A 17,208-nucleotide genomic window follows, 5' to 3' on the forward strand; every position below is an offset into this window, starting at 1 on the left:
GGTTAAAGGCAAGGTTATCCCTGAACCAGGCTGGTGATCTGAGCGGCGGGGACCGCTGGCCATAAATTCCCCTGCATGGCACTGAACTGATACGGCTTCACCCGCTTTAAGGTTTTTTCATCGTCAATACCGTCAATCATTACCGAACGGCAATAGGGGGAAATTTGTGAGACGATCGCGCGCATAAAGGGTTCGAACGAACGCGAGGCCAGCCGCTGATGGATAAAGTTTTTATCCAACACCACCCGCTTAAACAGCCCGTCAAAAATGGCGCGAGTGGAAGCCGCCCCGGCACCAAAATTTCCCAGGATTAAAGGATACCGTTCGCTAAACAAGACGAGAGAATTATTTTCATTACCTTTCGTCAGGTTGGGATAATTCTCATTCACAGTAAATTCGAGAAAAGGATATTTCGCTACCGTTTCGGCAAGTTCAGCATTAGAGATCAATGCATCGACAATAAGCGGTGAAATATGTATCCAGGCGAGAAGTTGATGCTGAATAAAGAATAGCTTACAGGATTCGAGTAATTCTAATTGCTCAGTAAAAAGCGTCAGCGTTTCGTCTGGGCTCAGGCGTGGCACTATCCGCTCTGCAGATGCCCGTACAGAACCCGCCCCAACGAAATTGACCACGATTTCAATCCCGACAAGCGTGCCGTAACCGTTGCGCGCAGGTTGTAGTAAAAACTCTGAGCGATAGGTGTCATCAAACGATACGATCATGGCGCCAACCCCGCATTAAGGTTGATATCCTGCATCGAAAAACCAATGCGCACATGCATCAACGTAGTTGAACTTAACAAAACTGACTTCATCATTTCCCATTATATTGTCGAAAATTCCTTATTTTCGTGCGCAAGCTTATCCTGGTTAAATTGCTCACACCAGCGTATGCCACGATACTGACAGCCCTTTAAGGTAACGAATAGTTAAATAATAAATATTGAAGGAAAAATGAATGAACGGTGAGGAAAATAACAAAATTTGCGTTTAGTTCACAAAAGCAGCGAACCGGTTAGCTATTCGCTGCTTGTTATGGGAAGGGGGATTAGATACGACGCGCCTGCCAGAAATTCTTGCGCCAGTAGACATTGTTTAACGAAGAACGCACGACTCCCTGGCTGGTGGATGCATGGATAAAGGCATTATCGGTGTCATAGATGCCCACATGCAGACCGTTATCACCGGAGCCTGTTTTGAAGAACACCAGATCGCCTGGCAGCAATTCATCCTTATCGATTTTCGTTCCCACTTCCGCCTGTTTACGCGTATCGCGGGGAAGCTCTAGGTTAAATTTATCGCGGAAGGTCATCATCACGAATGCCGAACAATCAACGCCATTACGGCTCATGCCGCCATAGCGGTAAGGCGTACCGCGCCAGTCGCGCAGTTGATCATTAAGCCCCGCAATGACGGTGATGGAATCAGAAAGGCGTGCGTTAGGTGGCGGTGCCCGATGACTGCTGCACCCTGAAAGAATTAATGCCGCCAGAAGAAACCAGATGCGCATCCAGCAAAACCTCTATTTTTGTTATGCTGGAATAATTTAGCGTGTGAATTGCAATTCTTGCAAGTTCCGTTTACTGCTATACCTCGGGAATGAGCATCCTGTGACCAGCCAGGTCGAGGCGACGAAATGGCATACCGTATGCGGTCGCCAGATTTTGCGGCGTTAACACCTCATCACGTGGGCCACTGGCAATCAGTTTACCCTGGCGTAATAGCCACACCTGATGCGCGCGACGCAGCGAATGGTTGAGATCGTGGCTGCTCATCACAACGGTGATCCCTGCCGCCACCAGCTCGCTTAACATGCCATCCAGCGCGGCCTGCTGGGCGACATCGAGACTGTTCATCGGCTCGTCTAACAACAGGAGTTGCCCATCCGCATTCGCTTCCGGATGAATTTGCGCAATCACCGCTGCCAGCCGCACCCGCTGCCATTCGCCACCGGAGAGGTGATTGACAGTGCGCCCCAGCTTATCCGCCAGCCCAAGTTTATGCGTAATCTCTTCAACCACGTTGTCGTTGGGATGGTGATGCTGATGCAGTGCCAGATAATGCCATACCGGCATGGCGAAGGGTGGTGTCTGCTGCTGGGACAGGTAAGCGCGATGACGAGCCAGTTGCGGCGCATGCCATTGCTCAAGCGGGCGACCATTTAACTGCACACTGCCCTTTCCCTGCGTCAAACCGGCGAGACGTGCCAGAAGCGTGCTTTTCCCGGCACCATTCGGCCCGACGAGATGCAGCATTTGCGCTTTGTCGACCAGGGCCGTAATTGGCCCCAGTCTGCCTGCATCCTCAAGGTCATGAAGTTGCAGCAACGGCATTATTTTGCCAGCGCCAGCTTAATCGCTTCCATCAGGATAGGATCTTCGGGTGTCATATCCGGTGAGAAACGCTGAACAACCTGACCATCACGACCAATCAGGAATTTTTCAAAGTTCCACAGGATATCATCCGGATAAAGCGGTGCCCGCCCTTTGCTGGCCATGCGCTCATAAAAACCGCTTTCCTCCGGGGCGACAGCCTTTGGTGCCGCGGCAATCAATTTGCGATACAAAGGATGGCGGTTTTCACCGTTAACATCGACTTTGGCTGCCATTGGGAAAGTCACCCCGTAGGTCGTGCTGCAGAAGGTTTTGATCTCTTCTTCACTGCCCGGCTCCTGCCCGGCAAACTGATTACACGGGAAGCCGAGAACGATAAACCCGTCTTTCTCCCAGGCTTTCTGAATGTTTTCCAGTTGTTCATACTGTGGCGTCAGGCCACATTTTGAGGCCACATTCACTACCAGAATAACCTTGCCCTGGTATTTTTCCAGCGTGATATGTTCGCCATCAATTGTTGTAATCTCGGTGTTCAAAATATCCTGGTGCATAGCATCCCCTTAGTCGGTTCATTCGTACGCCGGATCTCTCGCCCGGCCAGTCATTAATAATAGCCAGATAATGCGCGATAATCCTTTTCCTGTCATTTACCAAAAAAAGGCATAAAACCAAAGAATTAGGTAATTTTTCTTTTTTTGATGTGCTGTTGTTACACACTTTTACGTAATTATTGTCTGCGGGTGAATACGGGCATTGCGTCCTCCGGCCTTTTAGCGTCTTGCCGTTAGCAAGAGCCAGATGAACACCGGTGCCCCCAGTGTTGCCGTCACGACACCGATAGGTAATTCCGCGGCGCTCAGTGCCATTCGGGCAACGATATCGGCAAAAAGCAGTGCCGTCGCCCCCGCAAGCGCGCAGGCGGGCAGAAGCACGCGATGGTCGGTGAGGCCGCAAAGACGCAGAATATGGGGGATAACCAGCCCTATAAAGCCAATGGAACCAGCCAGCGCGACGCTGACGCCCACCATCCAGCCGGTTGCCACCACCAGCACATTGCGCCAGAACCATAGGGGTAGCCCAAGTTGACGGGCCGATGTCTCCCCCAGCGCCAGTACGTTAAGTGGCTGCGACTGAAAGCAGGTCCAGCCCATAACCGGTAACAGTGCGACCATCAGCCAGCTTTGTTGCCAGTCTACGCCGCCAAAACCGCCCATCATCCAGTACATAAGCTGGCGCAGGTCGAATGAAGTGGAAAAATAGATGGCCCAGGTCATCAGCGCGCTACAAATGATCCCTAAAGCGACGCCGGCTAACAGCAGACGACTGGTCGACATATGCCGTCGGGCAAAGCGCAGCAGAATAAGCGTGATGACCAGCGCCCCGGCGATGGCGCATAACCCTAACGCCCAGCCAGGCAACAGACCTTTTCCCAGCAGTACGGCGGCTATTAACCCGACACCCGCACCGTTAGACACGCCCAGAAGCCCCGGCTCGGCCAGTGGGTTTTCAAACAACGCCTGCATAATCGCGCCGCTTAATGCCAGCGCCGCCCCCACCAGCAAAACCGCTAACGTACGGGGTAGACGTATTTGCCAGACAAAAAGTTGCCCACGGGCATCAAGCCAGTTTGCAGGACCAATCCACTGATCGCCCGCGCACAGGCTAATAAACAGCGCGATCAGCAAAAGCAGCGCAAGGCCGCAGAGCCACTGACCATTACGACGCTGTTGGAGTTTTGCGTAATTCAGCATGCAGTTCAATTGATGCGTTATTGAGTGAGTTGATTTTAAAGATGATATTCAGTATTGAAAGAAAAAGGCCGCAATTGCGGCCTTTTTAATTAGTCCAGATTACTCTGCTTTGGGCGAAGCGTTTTCGACGCGGCTTTTTAACTTCTGGCCGGGTCTGAAGGTCACCACGCGCCGGGCTGTAATGGGAATATCTTCGCCCGTTTTCGGGTTACGTCCCGGACGTTGATTCTTATCACGCAGATCGAAATTGCCAAAGCCGGAGAGTTTTACCTGCTCACCATTTTCCAAAGCACGACGGATCTCTTCGAAAAACAGCTCTACCAGCTCTTTAGCATCTCGCTTGCTAAGCCCAAGCTTATCAAACAGATATTCGGACATTTCAGCTTTTGTAAGCGCCATAGGTTCAATCCCTCAATGATGCCTGGAATCGCTCTTTTAATGCCTCTACACATTTGGCGACGGTAGCGGCAATCTCCTCTTCTTCGAGTGTACGGCTGGTATCCTGAAGGATCAGGCTAATGGCGAGGCTTTTATACCCCTCCGCAACACCCTTACCGCGGTACACGTCAAATAAGTTTACGCCAACTACCTGATTTACGCCAACTTTCTTACATTCGGCTAAAATATCTGCCGCAGCCACGTTTTCAGCGACGACGACAGCGATGTCGCGACGGTTCGCCGGGAAGCGTGAAATCTCCTGCGCCTGAGGAACCACGCGGTCTGCGACCTTGTTCCACTCCAGTTCAAACACCAGCGTACGACCATTTAGATCGAGCTTACGTTCCAACTCCGGATGCACGACGCCAATGAAACCAACGTATTCATCTTTCAGATAAATCGCTGCGGATTGCCCAGGATGCAGCGCCGGATTCGCCTCTGCGCGGAACTCAATCGCGGACAATTTGCCGGTCAGGTCGAGTAAGGATTCCAGATCGCCTTTCAGGTCGAAGAAATCAACGCTGCCTTTAGCCAGATCCCAATGCTCTTCATAGCGGTTACCGCAGATGGCGCCCGCCAGCATCAGATCCTGACGAATACCTAAAGGCGCCTGGGTGTCCGGTACGAAGCGCAGACCGGTTTCGAAGATACGCACACGGCTCTGCTGACGGTTCTGGTTATAGACGATAGTCCCGAGCAGGCCGGTCAGCAGTGACAGACGCATCGCTGACATTTCGCTGGAGATCGGGCTTGGCAGAATCAGCGCTTCTTCACCCGGATGGATCAACTGCTGTACTTTCGGATCAACGAAACTGTAGGTGATCACTTCCTGATAGCCTTTGTCATTGAGCAGCGTTTTCACGCGCTTGAGCGACAGATTGGCTTCGCGGTGTGGCCCCATCACCAGCCCGGCTTGTACCGGTGCATTCGGGATGTTGTTGTAACCGTACAGGCGCGCAACCTCTTCTACCAGGTCTTCTTCGATTTCCATATCGAAACGCCAGCTCGGCGCAACGGCCAGCCACTCATCCTGCCCTTCGGTGACTTCGCACCCCAGGCGTTTAAGGATGTCAGTAACCTGTTCATCCGCAATATGATGACCAATCAAACGATCCAGCTTGCTGCGGCGCAGACGGATGGTCGCCCGTTTCGGCAGCGTGGCTTCATTGGTGATATCAACAACCGGACCGGCTTCACCACCGCAGATATCAATCAGCAGACGGGTCGCACGCTCCATGGCTTTGTACTGCAACGCCGGATCAACGCCACGCTCATAGCGATGGGAAGCATCCGTGTGCAGACCATGACGACGCGCACGGCCAGTGATGGACAGTGGGCTAAAGAACGCGGATTCCAGCAGAACGTTCTGTGTTTCGCCGTTCACGCCAGAGTGTTCACCACCAAAAATGCCGCCCATAGCCAGCGCTTTATTGTGGTCAGCAATCACCAGCGTGTCGGTTGCCAGTTTGGCTTCGCTACCGTCGAGCAGTACCAGCGTTTCGTTCTCTTTCGCCATACGTACGACGATACCACCGTCGATACGATCCATATCGAAAGCATGCATCGGCTGACCCAGTTCCAGCAGAACATAGTTGGTCACGTCCACAACCGCATCGATAGAACGCACACCGCAGCGACGCAGTTTTTCTTTCATCCACAGCGGGGTCGGCGCTTTTACGTTAATACCTTTAACCACACGCCCCAGATAACGCGGACAGGCATCAGCGGCGTCAACGGTGATTGGCAGCGTATCGTTAATGGTGGCGGCAACCGGGGTGATTTCCGGTTCAACCAGCGGTGCTTTGTTCAGTGCGGCGACATCGCGCGCGACACCCATGATCCCTAAGCAATCAGCACGGTTCGGCGTCACACTGATTTCAATAGTGTTGTCATCAAGTTTAAGGTAGTCGCGAATATCGGTACCAATCGTGGCGTCCAGCGGCAGTTCGATAATGCCGCTGTGGTCATCGGAAATACCCAGCTCAGAGAACGAACACAGCATGCCTTCTGACGGTTCACCGCGCAGTTTGGCCGCTTTAATTTTGAAGTCACCCGGCAGTACTGCGCCGATGGTGGCAACAGCCACTTTCAGCCCCTGGCGGCAGTTCGGCGCGCCACAGACAATATCCAGCAGGCGTTCACCGCCCACATTCACTTTTGTAACGCGCAGTTTGTCTGCATTCGGGTGCTGACCGCACTCCACAACTTCACCCACAACCACGCCGTTAAATGCGTCCGCCACAGGCTCGACGCCGTCAACTTCCAGGCCAGCCATGGTGATTTGATCGGAAAGCGCTTCACTGTCGACTGCCGGGTTAACCCACTCGCGTAACCACAGTTCACTGAATTTCATTATTTGTCCTGCCCTTATTTAAACTGTTTGAGGAAACGCAAATCGTTTTCGAAGAATGCTCGCAGATCGGTCACACCGTAACGCAGCATGGTCAGGCGCTCCATCCCCATCCCAAACGCGAAGCCAGAATAGATTTCCGGGTCAATGCCCACATTGCGCAGTACGTTCGGATGCACCATGCCGCAACCCAACACTTCCAGCCATTTGCCGTTTTTACCCATCACATCCACCTCTGCAGACGGTTCAGTGAACGGGAAGTAAGATGGACGGAAACGTACCTGCAGATCTTCCTCAAAGAAGTTGTTCAGGAAATCGTGCAGCGTACCTTTCAGGTTGGTAAAGCTGATGTTGGTATCAACAATCAGACCTTCCATCTGATGGAACATCGGGGTATGCGTCTGGTCGTAGTCGTTACGGTACACGCGGCCCGGCGCGATAATACGAATCGGCGGCTGCTGTTCTTTCATGGTGCGAATCTGCACGCCAGATGTCTGCGTACGCAGCAGGCGGGTGGCATCAAACCAGAAAGTGTCGTGGTCAGCGCGTGCCGGATGATGGCCTGGAATATTCAATGCATCGAAGTTGTGATAATCATCTTCGATTTCCGGGCCCGTCGCCACGGTAAAGCCAAGCTCACCGAAGAAACTCTCAATGCGGTCGATAGTACGGGTGACCGGATGCAGGCCGCCGTTTTCGATACGGCGCCCCGGCAGGGATACGTCGATGGTCTCAGCCGCCAGGCGCGCGTTCAGTGCAGCATTTTCCAGATCGTATTTACGCGCGTTCAGCGCCTGCTGGACCTGTTCTTTTGCTTCGTTAATCACCGCCCCGGCAGCCGGGCGCTCTTCTGGCGGCAGCTCACGCAGGGTGGTCATCTGAAGGGTCAGATGCCCTTTCTTACCCAGATATTCAACGCGTACGTTATCTAACGCGGCAACATCTGAGGCATCATTAATGGCTGCCCGTGCACTGGCAACCAGCTCTGCGAGATGTGACATAATTTTCCTCGTTATGTCCTTGTTGTTGGACTTTTTACTTAAAATTCAGACACAAAAAAAGCCTCCTGTTGGAGGCTTTTGGCGTTAATTTTCCGTTTCTTCTTTCACGCGCTAGCCTCCCGGAGTCAGGTGCTAAAGTAAAAAAAGAAGCGGAAAATAGCAGCATTCATGCTTGCGTTACCTTGTGTGGTAAAAAGCGGATTACCTTATTGAAAGGGCTCACCGGAAAAAAGTCAATCTTCTGATGGTGTTATACCCTAAATAATTCGCGTTGCAAAACAGCGGCGAGAGAGTGAAACCACAGGAGCTTACTTAAGTAAGTGACCGGGTGAAAACCTCAGCCTACGCGCATGCAATGCGAGACATGACGGGTATAAACGAAAAGAGGGAGCATCGCTCCCTCTTCCACTGACTTATTAAGCCAGAGCTGCTTTCGCTTTTTCGACCAGAGCGGTAAACGCTACTTTGTCGAATACTGCGATATCAGCCAGGATCTTACGGTCGATTTCAACAGAGGCTTTTTTCAGGCCGTTGATGAATTTGCTGTAAGAAATACCGTTCTGACGTGCTGCTGCGTTGATACGCGCAATCCACAGTTGACGGAACTGACGCTTTTTCTGACGACGGTCACGATAAGCGTACTGACCTGCTTTGATAACAGCCTGGAAGGCAACGCGGTAAACGCGTGAACGCGCACCGTAGTAGCCTTTAGCTTGTTTCAAAATTTTCTTGTGACGTGCGCGTGCAATTACACCACGTTTTACGCGAGCCATGTTGCTCTCCTGTATCTATATTCTGAGTGCCCTTCTCCCGTCGCATTTATCATGCAAACGGACAGGGGCATAAAAAAGTTAATAAAAAGGTTAACGACTTATGCGTACGGCAGGCACGCGATTACCAGGCCCAGATCGCCTTTGGAAACCATGGCTTTCGGACGCAGGTGACGTTTACGCTTGGTAGCTTTTTTGGTCAGAATATGACGCAGGTTAGCGTGCTTGTGCTTAAAACCACCTTTACCGGTTTTTTTGAAGCGCTTAGCAGCACCGCGTACGGTCTTGATTTTTGGCATTTTAATAACTTCCACTTCGCATTGTTAATAAACGAAACCCAGGCGAACAAAACCTGTGAAGCCCAAAGGCGCCACAGGAATTGCTACTTGAAGGCCTTACTGTTTCTTCTTAGGAGCGAGCACCATGATCATCTGGCGGCCTTCGATCTTCGTAGGGAAGGATTCGACTACTGCCAGTTCACTCAGATCGTCACGGACGCGGTTAAGCACTTCCATACCGATCTGTTGGTGGGCCATCTCACGACCGCGGAAACGCAGTGTGATCTTGGCCTTATCGCCATCTTCCAGAAAGCGAACCAGGCTGCGGAGTTTTACCTGGTAGTCGCCATCATCGGTGCCAGGTCGGAATTTGATTTCCTTGACCTGAATAACTTTTTGCTTTTTCTTCTGTTCCTTAGAAGACTTACTCTTTTCATAAAGGAACTTGCCGTAGTCCATGATACGACAAACTGGCGGTTCGGCGTTAGGGCTGATCTCAACTAAATCTACTCCAGCTTCTTCAGCCTTTTCGATAGCTTCTCTCAGACTCACAATACCCAGTTGCTCACCTTCCAGACCAGTTAAGCGAACTTCCTGGGCGCGAATCTCGCCATTGATACGATTCGGACGTGCCGTTTGAACTCGTTTTCCGCCTTTAATACCTTATTCCTCCAGTTGTTGAAGACTGCGGCTGCGAATCTCTTGTTGCAGCTTCTCAATCACTTCACTTACGTCCAGGCTGCCCAGGTCTTTACCGCGGCGGGTGCGAACGGCCACTTTGCCTGCTTCCACCTCTTTATCACCACAGACCAACATATAAGGGACACGACGTAAAGTGTGCTCGCGGATTTTAAAGCCAATCTTCTCGTTTCTCAAGTCCGCTTTTACACGAATGCCCGCATTTTGCAATTTACGGGTCAATTCGTTGACATATTCAGCTTGAGAATCAGTGATATTCATCACCACAACCTGAACAGGGGCCAGCCAGGTCGGGAAGAAACCGGCAAATTCTTCGGTCAGGATGCCGATAAAGCGCTCCAGTGACCCCAGAATTGCGCGGTGAATCATCACCGGAACCTGACGCTCGTTGTTTTCGCCAACATAAGAGGCGCTTAAACGAGCCGGTAACGAGAAGTCCAGCTGGACTGTACCGCACTGCCATGCGCGATCGAGGCAGTCATATAATGTAAATTCAATTTTCGGACCGTAGAATGCGCCCTCACCCAGTTGATATTCAAACGGGATGTTGTTTTCTTCCAGCGCAACTGCGAGATCCGCCTCAGCACGATCCCACATCTCATCGCTACCGATACGTTTTTCCGGGCGAGTAGACAGTTTGACGACGATTTTCTCGAAGCCAAAGGTGCTGTACATATCATAGACCAGTCGAATACAGGCGTTGACTTCATCACGCACTTGTTCTTCGGTACAGAAGATATGCGCGTCATCCTGCGTAAAGCCGCGAACACGCATCAGGCCATGCAGCGCGCCTGATGGCTCGTTACGATGGCAGCTACCGAACTCTGCCATACGCAGCGGCAGATCGCGGTAGGATTTCAGACCCTGGTTAAAGATCTGCACGTGGCCCGGGCAGTTCATCGGCTTGATGCAATATTCACGGTTCTCGGAAGAGGTAGTGAACATCGCATCTTTGTAGTTGTCCCAGTGGCCAGTTTTTTCCCACAGCACGCGGTCCATCATGAATGGGCCTTTTACTTCCTGATACTGATACTCTTTCAGTTTGGAACGTACAAAGGTTTCCAGTTCACGGAAGATAGTCCAGCCGTCATTGTGCCAGAACACCATGCCAGGCGCTTCTTCCTGCATGTGGTACAAGTCGAGTTGTTTACCGATTTTACGGTGATCGCGTTTTGCGGCCTCTTCCAGACGCTGCAGGTAGGCGTTGAGCGCTTTTTTATCTGCCCACGCAGTACCGTAAATACGCTGCAACATCTTGTTGTTGCTGTCGCCACGCCAGTAAGCGCCGGCGATTTTCATCAATTTGAAATGATGACAGAAACGCATGTTCGGCACGTGCGGACCACGGCACATATCGACATATTCTTCATGATGGTACAGGCCTGGCTTGTCATCATGGGCAATGTTTTCATCAAGAATGGAGACTTTGTAGCTCTCGCCACGCTTCACGAAGGTTTCACGCGCTTCGTGCCAGCTCACTTTTTTCTTAATGACGTCATAGTTGGTTTCGGCGAGCTCGTGCATACGTTTTTCGAGCGCGTCGATATCTTCCTGGGTCAGGGTATGGTCAAGATCAACGTCGTAATAGAAGCCGTTATCGATAACCGGGCCAATCGCCATTTTGGTGTTCGGCCACAGTTGCTTGATAGCGTGACCTAACAGGTGCGCACAGGAGTGGCGGATGATTTCCAGACCGTCTTCGTCTTTGGCGGTGATGATAGAGAGCGTTGCGTCATTTTCAATCAGATCGGACGCATCAACCAGCTCACCGTTCACACGACCGGCAATGGTCGCTTTCGCAAGACCCGGACCAATGTCCAGAGCCACATCCATTGGACTCACAGCACGATCGAAATGGCGTTGACTGCCATCAGGAAGAGTAATTACAGGCATTTCATATCCTTAATTCGCAGTGGTGACCCACACGAAAGATCACATACGAAGTAAATATTTGTTTAGTCGAAATAAATTACGCCGCCATCTAACCAACAATCGCTAAATTGGCGCGTAATCTGTTACGTCAATGAAGGCCATCATGGCTCACACTTTTCATTGCGTCAGAGGATGGTAACACTAAAAAAAGGGGGAATGTACCTCTTGTTTGATATTGGTTCCCTTGACTATTTTCTGTGTCCTACTGCTGGCTCACAAAAATAGAATCTCAGGAAGCCTCAAAACCCAGCGCGCGGATTACTTCCGCCATCGCCTGTTTAGTCAATTCCGTACGCGGCACACGTTGATTCGCCAGCATCGTGCGCACCATCCCGGCAATCACCACATGTTTTGGCTCCTGGCCAAGGTCTCGCATCTCAAGCACCACTTTCCCAACGACCCGGCACATTTCTTCATATAACTCGGCATCTTTTGTCCTGCCCATGCACTCCCCCATGAGGTGATCACGACTTTTCGTGGTTTGTTGTTCTTCTGTTACTCATTAATAATACTGAATAACCACAGCAAGGTGATAATCACAATAAGGAAATGTCGATGTCATTTACCGCACAAGAGCGCACTGCCCTGCTCGCCTGCAAAGGTGTCGGCCCGAAAGTCATTGAACGACTGGAGCAAATGGGATTTAGCGCGCTCGCTCAACTCCGTGAAGCTTCCGTTGACGATATCGTCGCCCAGGGGGCGGCGCTCGTCGGATCAACGTGCTGGAAAAACAGTCCGCAGGCAAAAGCTGCTATTAGCAATGCTATCGCGCTGGCAAAAACAACAGTATCTGAGGGAAAATAAAGGGCCGGAGAACCCGGCCCGGTGCGGTTACATCTTGTAGCCGAGGGAGACTGTGGTTCGACGATCGGTGTGCTCTGGCGCCGATGATGGCGGCTGAGAATTCCAGGTCACGTTGTATGCCACTTTCAGACCAAAGTGGTCATTAATAGCGACATTTAACGCAGTCTCAGAGTTCAGTGTCGTGTCATCTGAACCAAACACAGATACACCCTGTGTGAATTTGGCGTTGTCGGTCATCTGCCAGGTATAGGTACCAGAGGCATAGCCCAGGCCTTGCGTTTTGGTGTCCCCGTCAGTGTATTCGTCGTAACGAACACCGGGACCAAATTCAAAGCGGAAGCTGTGCACCGGACCATTGAGGAACTGACGACCATAACCAGCGGTCAGAACATCACGTTCACGATAGCCGTTGTATCGGTCAGTCAGCCAGCTTGCCTGGCCAAACAGATAATCGTAATCCGTCATGTTGTAACGGCTACGTCCACCTACGGAATATTTCTCTGAGGAACGCTCATCATTTGATGAGGTGTTGCTCGCGGTTCCCCATAAAGACCATGCGGTAGATGTGCCATACCAGGTCAGGGTGGAGTCAGCAGTCAGAGAAGAACTTGTGGTATTGCCAGACTGGGCCAGGTAACCACCGTTAACGCTACCTTCAAACGGTTTCTTCGCGGTGGAGGGGTCATCCATAACAGTAAAAACGGTGTCATCTGCGGCAGCATTCAACGACGCAAGCACGCCTCCCGCGAGAACAATCAGCACGGGTACTGTCTTAAAAAGCTTCATTTATTAGGAGTCCGAACAACAAAAAAAGAGACCATAACGGTCCCGGAAACTTTCAGGTGGATCAACGACCGACGGTCCATTGAAAGGTAACAAATTATAAAAAGGCCCGTTTAACATAGCAATGAATTCTTATTTCATTTTTTGAATAAGACAGATCTCAAATAGACATTAAATGTATAAAAGCTTTACGGCGACTTATCGAAAATTCATATTCTAAATCATCGATTTATTTACATTGCCTTCTGAGAATCAGATGCCAGGATTAATACATTCACCGTAAAAGGAGATCATTATGGTATCGGTTTATACCCTAACGCTGGCCCCTTCCCTCGATAGCGCGACTCTCACGCCGCAGATTTACCCGGAAGGGAAACTCCGCTGTAGCGCCCCCGTCTTTGAACCCGGCGGCGGCGGCATTAATGTCGCACGCGCCATCGCCCATCTGGGGGGGAAAGCCACGGCAATTTTCCCGGCAGGTGGTGCGACAGGCGAGCATTTAACGGCGCTGCTTGCCGATGAAAATGTTCCCACGCAATGTGTCGCAACGCATGACTGGACCCGGCAAAATCTGCATGTGCATGTTGAGGCCAGTGGCGAGCAATACCGTTTTGTGATGCCAGGCGCCACGCTAACCGCTGATGAATTCCGCCGACTGGAAGAGAAAGTGCTCGCCATTGAGAGTGGCGCGATCCTTGTGATTAGCGGCAGCCTGCCGCCGGGTATTGATGTGACGAAGCTGACGCAACTGGTTAAGGCCGCGCAACAACAAGGGATCCGCTGCATCATCGACAGTTCGGGTGATGCTCTCTCCGCGGCGCTCGAAATCGGTAATATAGAACTGGTCAAACCGAATCAGAAAGAGCTCAGCGCGCTGGTAGGCCGGGAATTAACGCAGCCGGATGACGTTCAGAATGCGGCAAAAGAGATTGTTCGTCAGGGCAAAGCGCGACGGGTCGTGGTTTCTCTCGGCCCACAGGGCGCGCTCGCCGTTGATGAAAGCCAGTGTGTCCAGGTTGTGCCGCCGCCGATGAAAAGCCAGAGTACCGTGGGTGCCGGCGACAGCATGGTCGGCGCGATGACGCTGAAACTTGCCGAAGGCGCGTCGCTTGAAGAGATGGTGAAATTCGGTGTTGCCGCCGGGAGTGCTGCGACCATTAATCAGGGTACGAAATTGTGTTCCCGCGCCGACACACAAAAAATCTACGATTACCTGCGCAATCTCTGAAAATACGCCCTCGCCTTACCGCGAGGGCCTTCCCTCCTCTGGCGGCAGTCGACAAATCCCCTTCGCCGACTATGCTAAAAAAATTCAGGATAACAACGAGGTGAATTATGAGCAGCGACGGTATTACCCGCTACGTGGTTACGGTGAAATTTCACGAGCAGAGCCTGGCGGAAATCAACGAGCTGAATAATCAGTTTACGCGCGCCGGATTCCTGCTCACGCTCACGGATGAAGAAGGCAAAGTGCATGACCTCGGGACAAATACCTTTGGCCTTATCAGCCCGTTGAACGAACAAGAGGTGACAGAGCTGGCCAGTGGCCTTGCAGATAGCGTCGTCAGCGCAAAGCCCGACATTAGCGTGACAACCTGGGAAGCATGGCAAAAACAGACACAATAAGTGCCATTGTCCGTCCCAGGATGCGCAGGTGTGCGTTGGTTCGTATTTTTTCATAGCAGTAGTGCGCTAACCTTATGATCTGGCTGATAACATGGGAGACATATCATGTGGCAAGCAATAAGTCGTCTGTTAAGCGAACAACTAGGCGTTGGTGAGATCGAACAGCGTGACGAGTTGCCAGGTGGAGAAATCCATGCTGCATGGCACCTGCGTTATGGTGGTCAGGATTTGTTTGTAAAATGCGATGAACGGGAATTACTGCCCATCTTCACCGCAGAGGCTGACCAGCTAGAACTGCTCTCCCGTAGCAATACGGTGCGCGTACCCAAAGTCCTGGCGGTCGGCAGCGACCGCGACTACAGCTTCCTGGTGATGGAGTATCTCCCTGCCCGCCCTCTCGATGCCCACAGCGCTTTTTTACTCGGCCAGCAACTGGCACGGCTGCATGAGTGGAGCGACCAACCGCAGTTCGGTCTTGATTTTGATAATGACCTGTCGACAACACCGCAGCCCAATGCCTGGCAACGTCGCTGGTCAACCTTTTTTGCCGAGCAACGTATCGGCTGGCAACTGGAGCTGGCGGCAGAAAAAGGGCTGGAGTTTGGCAATATCGATGCCATTGTCGAACATGTTCAGCAGCGTCTTGCTTCGCACCAACCTCAGGCGTCTCTGCTTCATGGCGATCTGTGGTCAGCAAACTGTGCGCTTGGTCCGGATGGTCCGTTTATTTACGACCCGGCATGTTACTGGGGAGACAGAGAGTGTGACCTGGCAATGCTCCCGTTACACCCGGACCAACCGCCGCAAATTTATGATGGCTACCAGTCCGTGAGTCCCTTACCGGGCGATTTCCTTGACCGTCAGCCCGTATACCAGCTTTATACACTCTTTAACCGGGCGATTCTGTTCGGTGGGCAGCATCTGGTAACGGCGCAAAAAGCGCTGGAGCGGGTACTTGCCGCATGACGGAACGATAAGGCCACCCAGAGGTGGCCTTAGTTCAAAGGAAGCCGAGCAGAGAGAAAAAGAAGTAACCTGCGACGATACAGATAACAGGCAGGACATAGAGCGGGAAAATCTGTCGGAAAATGGAGTGATTCGGTACCACGATACGCGCTGCTATTTGTTCGCGTGACAGCCCTTCGGCCCCTTTTGCCTTTTCCAGAATCAGTTGATCTTCAAGGTTTTCACGTAGAAACCGCGTCTGACGGCTCATCCTTGCCCCGGAAGCCTGCAGCGCCAGCCCCACAAAGATCAGCGCAAAAATAATCCAGAAACCGATATTAAGCTGGTGATGGAAATCCGGCGTGGGTGAGTTGTACCAGAAAAAATTGAGGAATGGCGTGTTAAACCGCATCATCTCAATCATCACATGGGCGAAATCCAGCATAACGGCATTGATGCCCGGCTGTTTTTCACTGTGGTCGTACATAAACTTAAGTACTGAAATAATTGTCGAAATCACCGATGGGATAAAGATAACCCACCCCAGGACGCGTTTTAGTATGGCAATGCGTCCAGCTTGTTGATACGTCATGGATTCCCCTTGTGAGACGTTCCGTTTTCCGCCTAAGTCTACCCTCTCATATTCATTTTCGCCCGATCTTTAAAGACGGTATGATGACCTCCTGACCAGAAAAAGTGTTTCTCCCTGTGTTCTAACGTAAGAAAGAGAGGTGTGAATGTCTGCCCCGCGACAAATACTCGCTGCCATTTTCGATATGGATGGATTAATTATGGACTCAGAGCCACTCTGGGATCGTGCTGAACTGGATGTCATGGCAAGCCTGGGGGTTGATATTACCCGCCGCGATGAGCTACCGGATACCCTCGGCCTGCGCATTGATATGGTTGTTGGCCTGTGGTTCGCTCGCCAGCCGTGGACCGGCCCGGACTGCGAAGAGGTCACCCAACGCATCATCAGTCGCGCCATCGCCCTGGTGGAAGAAACGCGCCCGTTGCTGCCAGGCGCGCGTGAAGCGATTGCTCTGTGCAAAGCCAGTGGTCTTAAAGTGGGTCTGGCCTCGGCATCGCCGCTGCATATGCTGGAAAAAACGCTCTCTCTGTTCGGCCTGCGCGATAATTTCGATGCGCTGGCGTCCGCCGAAAAACTGCCCTACAGCAAACCGCATCCGCAGGTTTATCTGGACTGTGCCGCAAAGCTTGGCGTTGACCCGCTTACCTGTGTGGCGCTGGAAGATTCTGTCAATGGCATGATCGCCAGTAAAGCCGCCCGGATGCGCTCCATTGTGGTGCCTGCCGAAGAGAACCGTGCCGATCCACGCTATGCGTTAGCCGATGTGAAGTTAGCCAGCCTTGAAGAGCTCACCCTGACGCATTTGTGCGGCTAACTCCTGACACCAGAGATAGGTAACACTGTCTCTGGTTTTTATTTTTAAAACATCGTTTCATTTTATTTGTAATTCTCCGTATCTGCCCCT

At 51.7% G+C, this 17,208-nt stretch carries 21 protein-coding genes and 1 other annotated feature; of the genes, 5 read left to right on the forward strand and 16 right to left on the reverse strand.

Annotated elements, in window-relative coordinates:
• Positions 1-14: 14 nt before the first annotated feature.
• The 14 genes from ABIB59_RS00800 to fumD all read right to left on the reverse strand — a co-directional run bounded on the left by ABIB59_RS00800 (position 15) and on the right by fumD (position 11,999).
• Positions 15-725 (reverse strand): EAL domain-containing protein, encoded by a 711-nt coding sequence (locus ABIB59_RS00800; RefSeq protein WP_041851598.1) that lies wholly within the window; start codon positions 723-725, stop codon positions 15-17.
• A 325-nt stretch (positions 726-1,050) separates the two neighbouring features.
• Positions 1,051-1,512: a C40 family peptidase gene (locus ABIB59_RS00805; protein ID WP_071195364.1), complete on the reverse strand. Its 462-nt coding sequence runs from the start codon at positions 1,510-1,512 to the stop codon at positions 1,051-1,053.
• 76 nt (positions 1,513-1,588) lie between these two features.
• Complete coding sequence (gene btuD / locus ABIB59_RS00810) at positions 1,589-2,335, reverse strand: vitamin B12 ABC transporter ATP-binding protein BtuD (RefSeq protein ID WP_233473483.1); 747 nt, start codon at positions 2,333-2,335, stop codon at positions 1,589-1,591.
• The gene (locus ABIB59_RS00815; protein ID WP_041851601.1) at positions 2,335-2,886 is read right to left on the reverse strand and encodes a glutathione peroxidase; all 552 of its coding nucleotides are present in this window, start codon (positions 2,884-2,886) and stop codon (positions 2,335-2,337) included. The genes btuD and ABIB59_RS00815 overlap by 1 nt, the downstream gene beginning before the upstream one ends.
• Positions 2,887-3,105: 219 nt before the next feature.
• A complete protein-coding gene (gene btuC, locus ABIB59_RS00820; protein ID WP_041851602.1) occupies positions 3,106-4,086 on the reverse strand; it encodes a vitamin B12 ABC transporter permease BtuC in 981 nt (326 codons plus the stop codon).
• A 99-nt stretch (positions 4,087-4,185) separates the two neighbouring features.
• The gene (gene ihfA / locus ABIB59_RS00825) at positions 4,186-4,485 is read right to left on the reverse strand and encodes an integration host factor subunit alpha (protein WP_006820203.1); all 300 of its coding nucleotides are present in this window, start codon (positions 4,483-4,485) and stop codon (positions 4,186-4,188) included.
• A gap of 4 nt (positions 4,486-4,489) precedes the next feature.
• On the reverse strand, positions 4,490-6,877 hold the full coding sequence (gene pheT / locus ABIB59_RS00830) for a phenylalanine--tRNA ligase subunit beta (protein ID WP_354033660.1): 2,388 nt from the start codon (positions 6,875-6,877) through the stop codon (positions 4,490-4,492).
• A gap of 14 nt (positions 6,878-6,891) precedes the next feature.
• Positions 6,892-7,875: a phenylalanine--tRNA ligase subunit alpha gene (gene pheS, locus ABIB59_RS00835; protein ID WP_041851604.1), complete on the reverse strand. Its 984-nt coding sequence runs from the start codon at positions 7,873-7,875 to the stop codon at positions 6,892-6,894.
• Positions 7,876-7,926: 51 nt separating this feature from the next.
• Positions 7,927-8,050, reverse strand: a sequence feature (Phe leader region).
• Positions 8,001-8,045: a pheST operon leader peptide PheM gene (gene pheM / locus ABIB59_RS00840; RefSeq protein ID WP_001386830.1), complete on the reverse strand. Its 45-nt coding sequence runs from the start codon at positions 8,043-8,045 to the stop codon at positions 8,001-8,003. It overlaps the preceding feature by 45 nt.
• A gap of 241 nt (positions 8,051-8,291) precedes the next feature.
• Positions 8,292-8,648, reverse strand: a complete 357-nt coding sequence (gene rplT / locus ABIB59_RS00845) for a 50S ribosomal protein L20 (protein ID WP_013366084.1) — start codon at positions 8,646-8,648, stop codon at positions 8,292-8,294.
• Positions 8,649-8,746: 98 nt separating this feature from the next.
• Positions 8,747-8,944, reverse strand: coding sequence for a 50S ribosomal protein L35 (gene rpmI, locus ABIB59_RS00850; protein ID WP_001124225.1), 198 nt, complete (start codon positions 8,942-8,944; stop codon positions 8,747-8,749).
• 96 nt (positions 8,945-9,040) lie between these two features.
• The gene (infC, locus tag ABIB59_RS00855; protein WP_071845866.1) at positions 9,041-9,583 is read right to left on the reverse strand and encodes a translation initiation factor IF-3; all 543 of its coding nucleotides are present in this window, start codon (positions 9,581-9,583) and stop codon (positions 9,041-9,043) included.
• Positions 9,584-9,586: 3 nt separating this feature from the next.
• Positions 9,587-11,515 carry a threonine--tRNA ligase gene (gene thrS, locus ABIB59_RS00860; protein ID WP_041851605.1) on the reverse strand — a complete coding sequence of 643 codons (1,929 nt, stop codon included), beginning with the start codon at positions 11,513-11,515 and terminating at the stop codon, positions 9,587-9,589.
• Between the two features lie 268 nt (positions 11,516-11,783).
• Positions 11,784-11,999: a fumarate hydratase FumD gene (fumD, locus tag ABIB59_RS00865; RefSeq protein WP_041851606.1), complete on the reverse strand. Its 216-nt coding sequence runs from the start codon at positions 11,997-11,999 to the stop codon at positions 11,784-11,786.
• Positions 12,000-12,109: 110 nt separating this feature from the next.
• Here fumD and ABIB59_RS00870 point away from each other — a divergent pair, with 110 nt between their 5' ends.
• Positions 12,110-12,358, forward strand: coding sequence for a Pathogenicity locus (locus ABIB59_RS00870; protein ID WP_079496495.1), 249 nt, complete (start codon positions 12,110-12,112; stop codon positions 12,356-12,358).
• A 27-nt stretch (positions 12,359-12,385) separates the two neighbouring features.
• Here the strand turns inward: ABIB59_RS00870 and ABIB59_RS00875 are convergent, their stop codons facing one another.
• On the reverse strand, positions 12,386-13,144 hold the full coding sequence (locus ABIB59_RS00875) for a DUF481 domain-containing protein (protein WP_041851608.1): 759 nt from the start codon (positions 13,142-13,144) through the stop codon (positions 12,386-12,388).
• Positions 13,145-13,436: 292 nt separating this feature from the next.
• Here ABIB59_RS00875 and pfkB point away from each other — a divergent pair, with 292 nt between their 5' ends.
• The 3 genes from pfkB (at position 13,437) to ABIB59_RS00890 (ending at position 15,733) form a co-directional block, all read left to right on the forward strand.
• The gene (gene pfkB / locus ABIB59_RS00880; protein ID WP_041851609.1) at positions 13,437-14,369 is read left to right on the forward strand and encodes a 6-phosphofructokinase II; all 933 of its coding nucleotides are present in this window, start codon (positions 13,437-13,439) and stop codon (positions 14,367-14,369) included.
• Positions 14,370-14,476: 107 nt separating this feature from the next.
• Positions 14,477-14,767 carry a type V toxin-antitoxin system endoribonuclease antitoxin GhoS gene (gene ghoS, locus ABIB59_RS00885; protein WP_041851610.1) on the forward strand — a complete coding sequence of 97 codons (291 nt, stop codon included), beginning with the start codon at positions 14,477-14,479 and terminating at the stop codon, positions 14,765-14,767.
• A 105-nt stretch (positions 14,768-14,872) separates the two neighbouring features.
• Complete coding sequence (locus ABIB59_RS00890; RefSeq protein ID WP_041851611.1) at positions 14,873-15,733, forward strand: fructosamine kinase family protein; 861 nt, start codon at positions 14,873-14,875, stop codon at positions 15,731-15,733.
• 34 nt (positions 15,734-15,767) lie between these two features.
• Here the strand turns inward: ABIB59_RS00890 and ABIB59_RS00895 are convergent, their stop codons facing one another.
• Positions 15,768-16,304: a YniB family protein gene (locus ABIB59_RS00895; RefSeq protein WP_041851612.1), complete on the reverse strand. Its 537-nt coding sequence runs from the start codon at positions 16,302-16,304 to the stop codon at positions 15,768-15,770.
• A 145-nt stretch (positions 16,305-16,449) separates the two neighbouring features.
• Here ABIB59_RS00895 and hxpB point away from each other — a divergent pair, with 145 nt between their 5' ends.
• On the forward strand, positions 16,450-17,118 hold the full coding sequence (gene hxpB / locus ABIB59_RS00900; RefSeq protein WP_041851613.1) for a hexitol phosphatase HxpB: 669 nt from the start codon (positions 16,450-16,452) through the stop codon (positions 17,116-17,118).
• The last annotated feature ends 90 nt before the right edge of the window (positions 17,119-17,208 follow it).

The organism is Citrobacter sp. UYEF32 (assembly GCF_040546205.1).
GTDB classification, from domain to species: Bacteria; Pseudomonadota; Gammaproteobacteria; order Enterobacterales; family Enterobacteriaceae; genus Phytobacter; species Phytobacter diazotrophicus.

Coding starts and splice junctions, on each gene's coding strand:
- rpmI (WP_001124225.1), bottom strand. CDS start 8,944: ATGCCAAAAATCAAGACCGTACGCGGTGCTGCTAAGCGCTTCAAAAAA.
- pheT (WP_354033660.1), bottom strand. CDS start 6,877: ATGAAATTCAGTGAACTGTGGTTACGCGAGTGGGTTAACCCGGCAGTC.
- ABIB59_RS00815 (WP_041851601.1), bottom strand. CDS start 2,886: ATGCACCAGGATATTTTGAACACCGAGATTACAACAATTGATGGCGAA.
- hxpB (WP_041851613.1), top strand. CDS start 16,450: ATGTCTGCCCCGCGACAAATACTCGCTGCCATTTTCGATATGGATGGA.
- ABIB59_RS00895 (WP_041851612.1), bottom strand. CDS start 16,304: ATGACGTATCAACAAGCTGGACGCATTGCCATACTAAAACGCGTCCTG.
- ghoS (WP_041851610.1), top strand. CDS start 14,477: ATGAGCAGCGACGGTATTACCCGCTACGTGGTTACGGTGAAATTTCAC.
- fumD (WP_041851606.1), bottom strand. CDS start 11,999: ATGGGCAGGACAAAAGATGCCGAGTTATATGAAGAAATGTGCCGGGTC.
- pheS (WP_041851604.1), bottom strand. CDS start 7,875: ATGTCACATCTCGCAGAGCTGGTTGCCAGTGCACGGGCAGCCATTAAT.
- ABIB59_RS00890 (WP_041851611.1), top strand. CDS start 14,873: ATGTGGCAAGCAATAAGTCGTCTGTTAAGCGAACAACTAGGCGTTGGT.
- btuC (WP_041851602.1), bottom strand. CDS start 4,086: ATGCTGAATTACGCAAAACTCCAACAGCGTCGTAATGGTCAGTGGCTC.
- ABIB59_RS00875 (WP_041851608.1), bottom strand. CDS start 13,144: ATGAAGCTTTTTAAGACAGTACCCGTGCTGATTGTTCTCGCGGGAGGC.
- ABIB59_RS00800 (WP_041851598.1), bottom strand. CDS start 725: ATGATCGTATCGTTTGATGACACCTATCGCTCAGAGTTTTTACTACAA.
- rplT (WP_013366084.1), bottom strand. CDS start 8,648: ATGGCTCGCGTAAAACGTGGTGTAATTGCACGCGCACGTCACAAGAAA.
- ihfA (WP_006820203.1), bottom strand. CDS start 4,485: ATGGCGCTTACAAAAGCTGAAATGTCCGAATATCTGTTTGATAAGCTT.
- ABIB59_RS00870 (WP_079496495.1), top strand. CDS start 12,110: ATGTCATTTACCGCACAAGAGCGCACTGCCCTGCTCGCCTGCAAAGGT.
- ABIB59_RS00805 (WP_071195364.1), bottom strand. CDS start 1,512: ATGCGCATCTGGTTTCTTCTGGCGGCATTAATTCTTTCAGGGTGCAGC.
- btuD (WP_233473483.1), bottom strand. CDS start 2,335: ATGCCGTTGCTGCAACTTCATGACCTTGAGGATGCAGGCAGACTGGGG.
- pfkB (WP_041851609.1), top strand. CDS start 13,437: ATGGTATCGGTTTATACCCTAACGCTGGCCCCTTCCCTCGATAGCGCG.
- thrS (WP_041851605.1), bottom strand. CDS start 11,515: ATGCCTGTAATTACTCTTCCTGATGGCAGTCAACGCCATTTCGATCGT.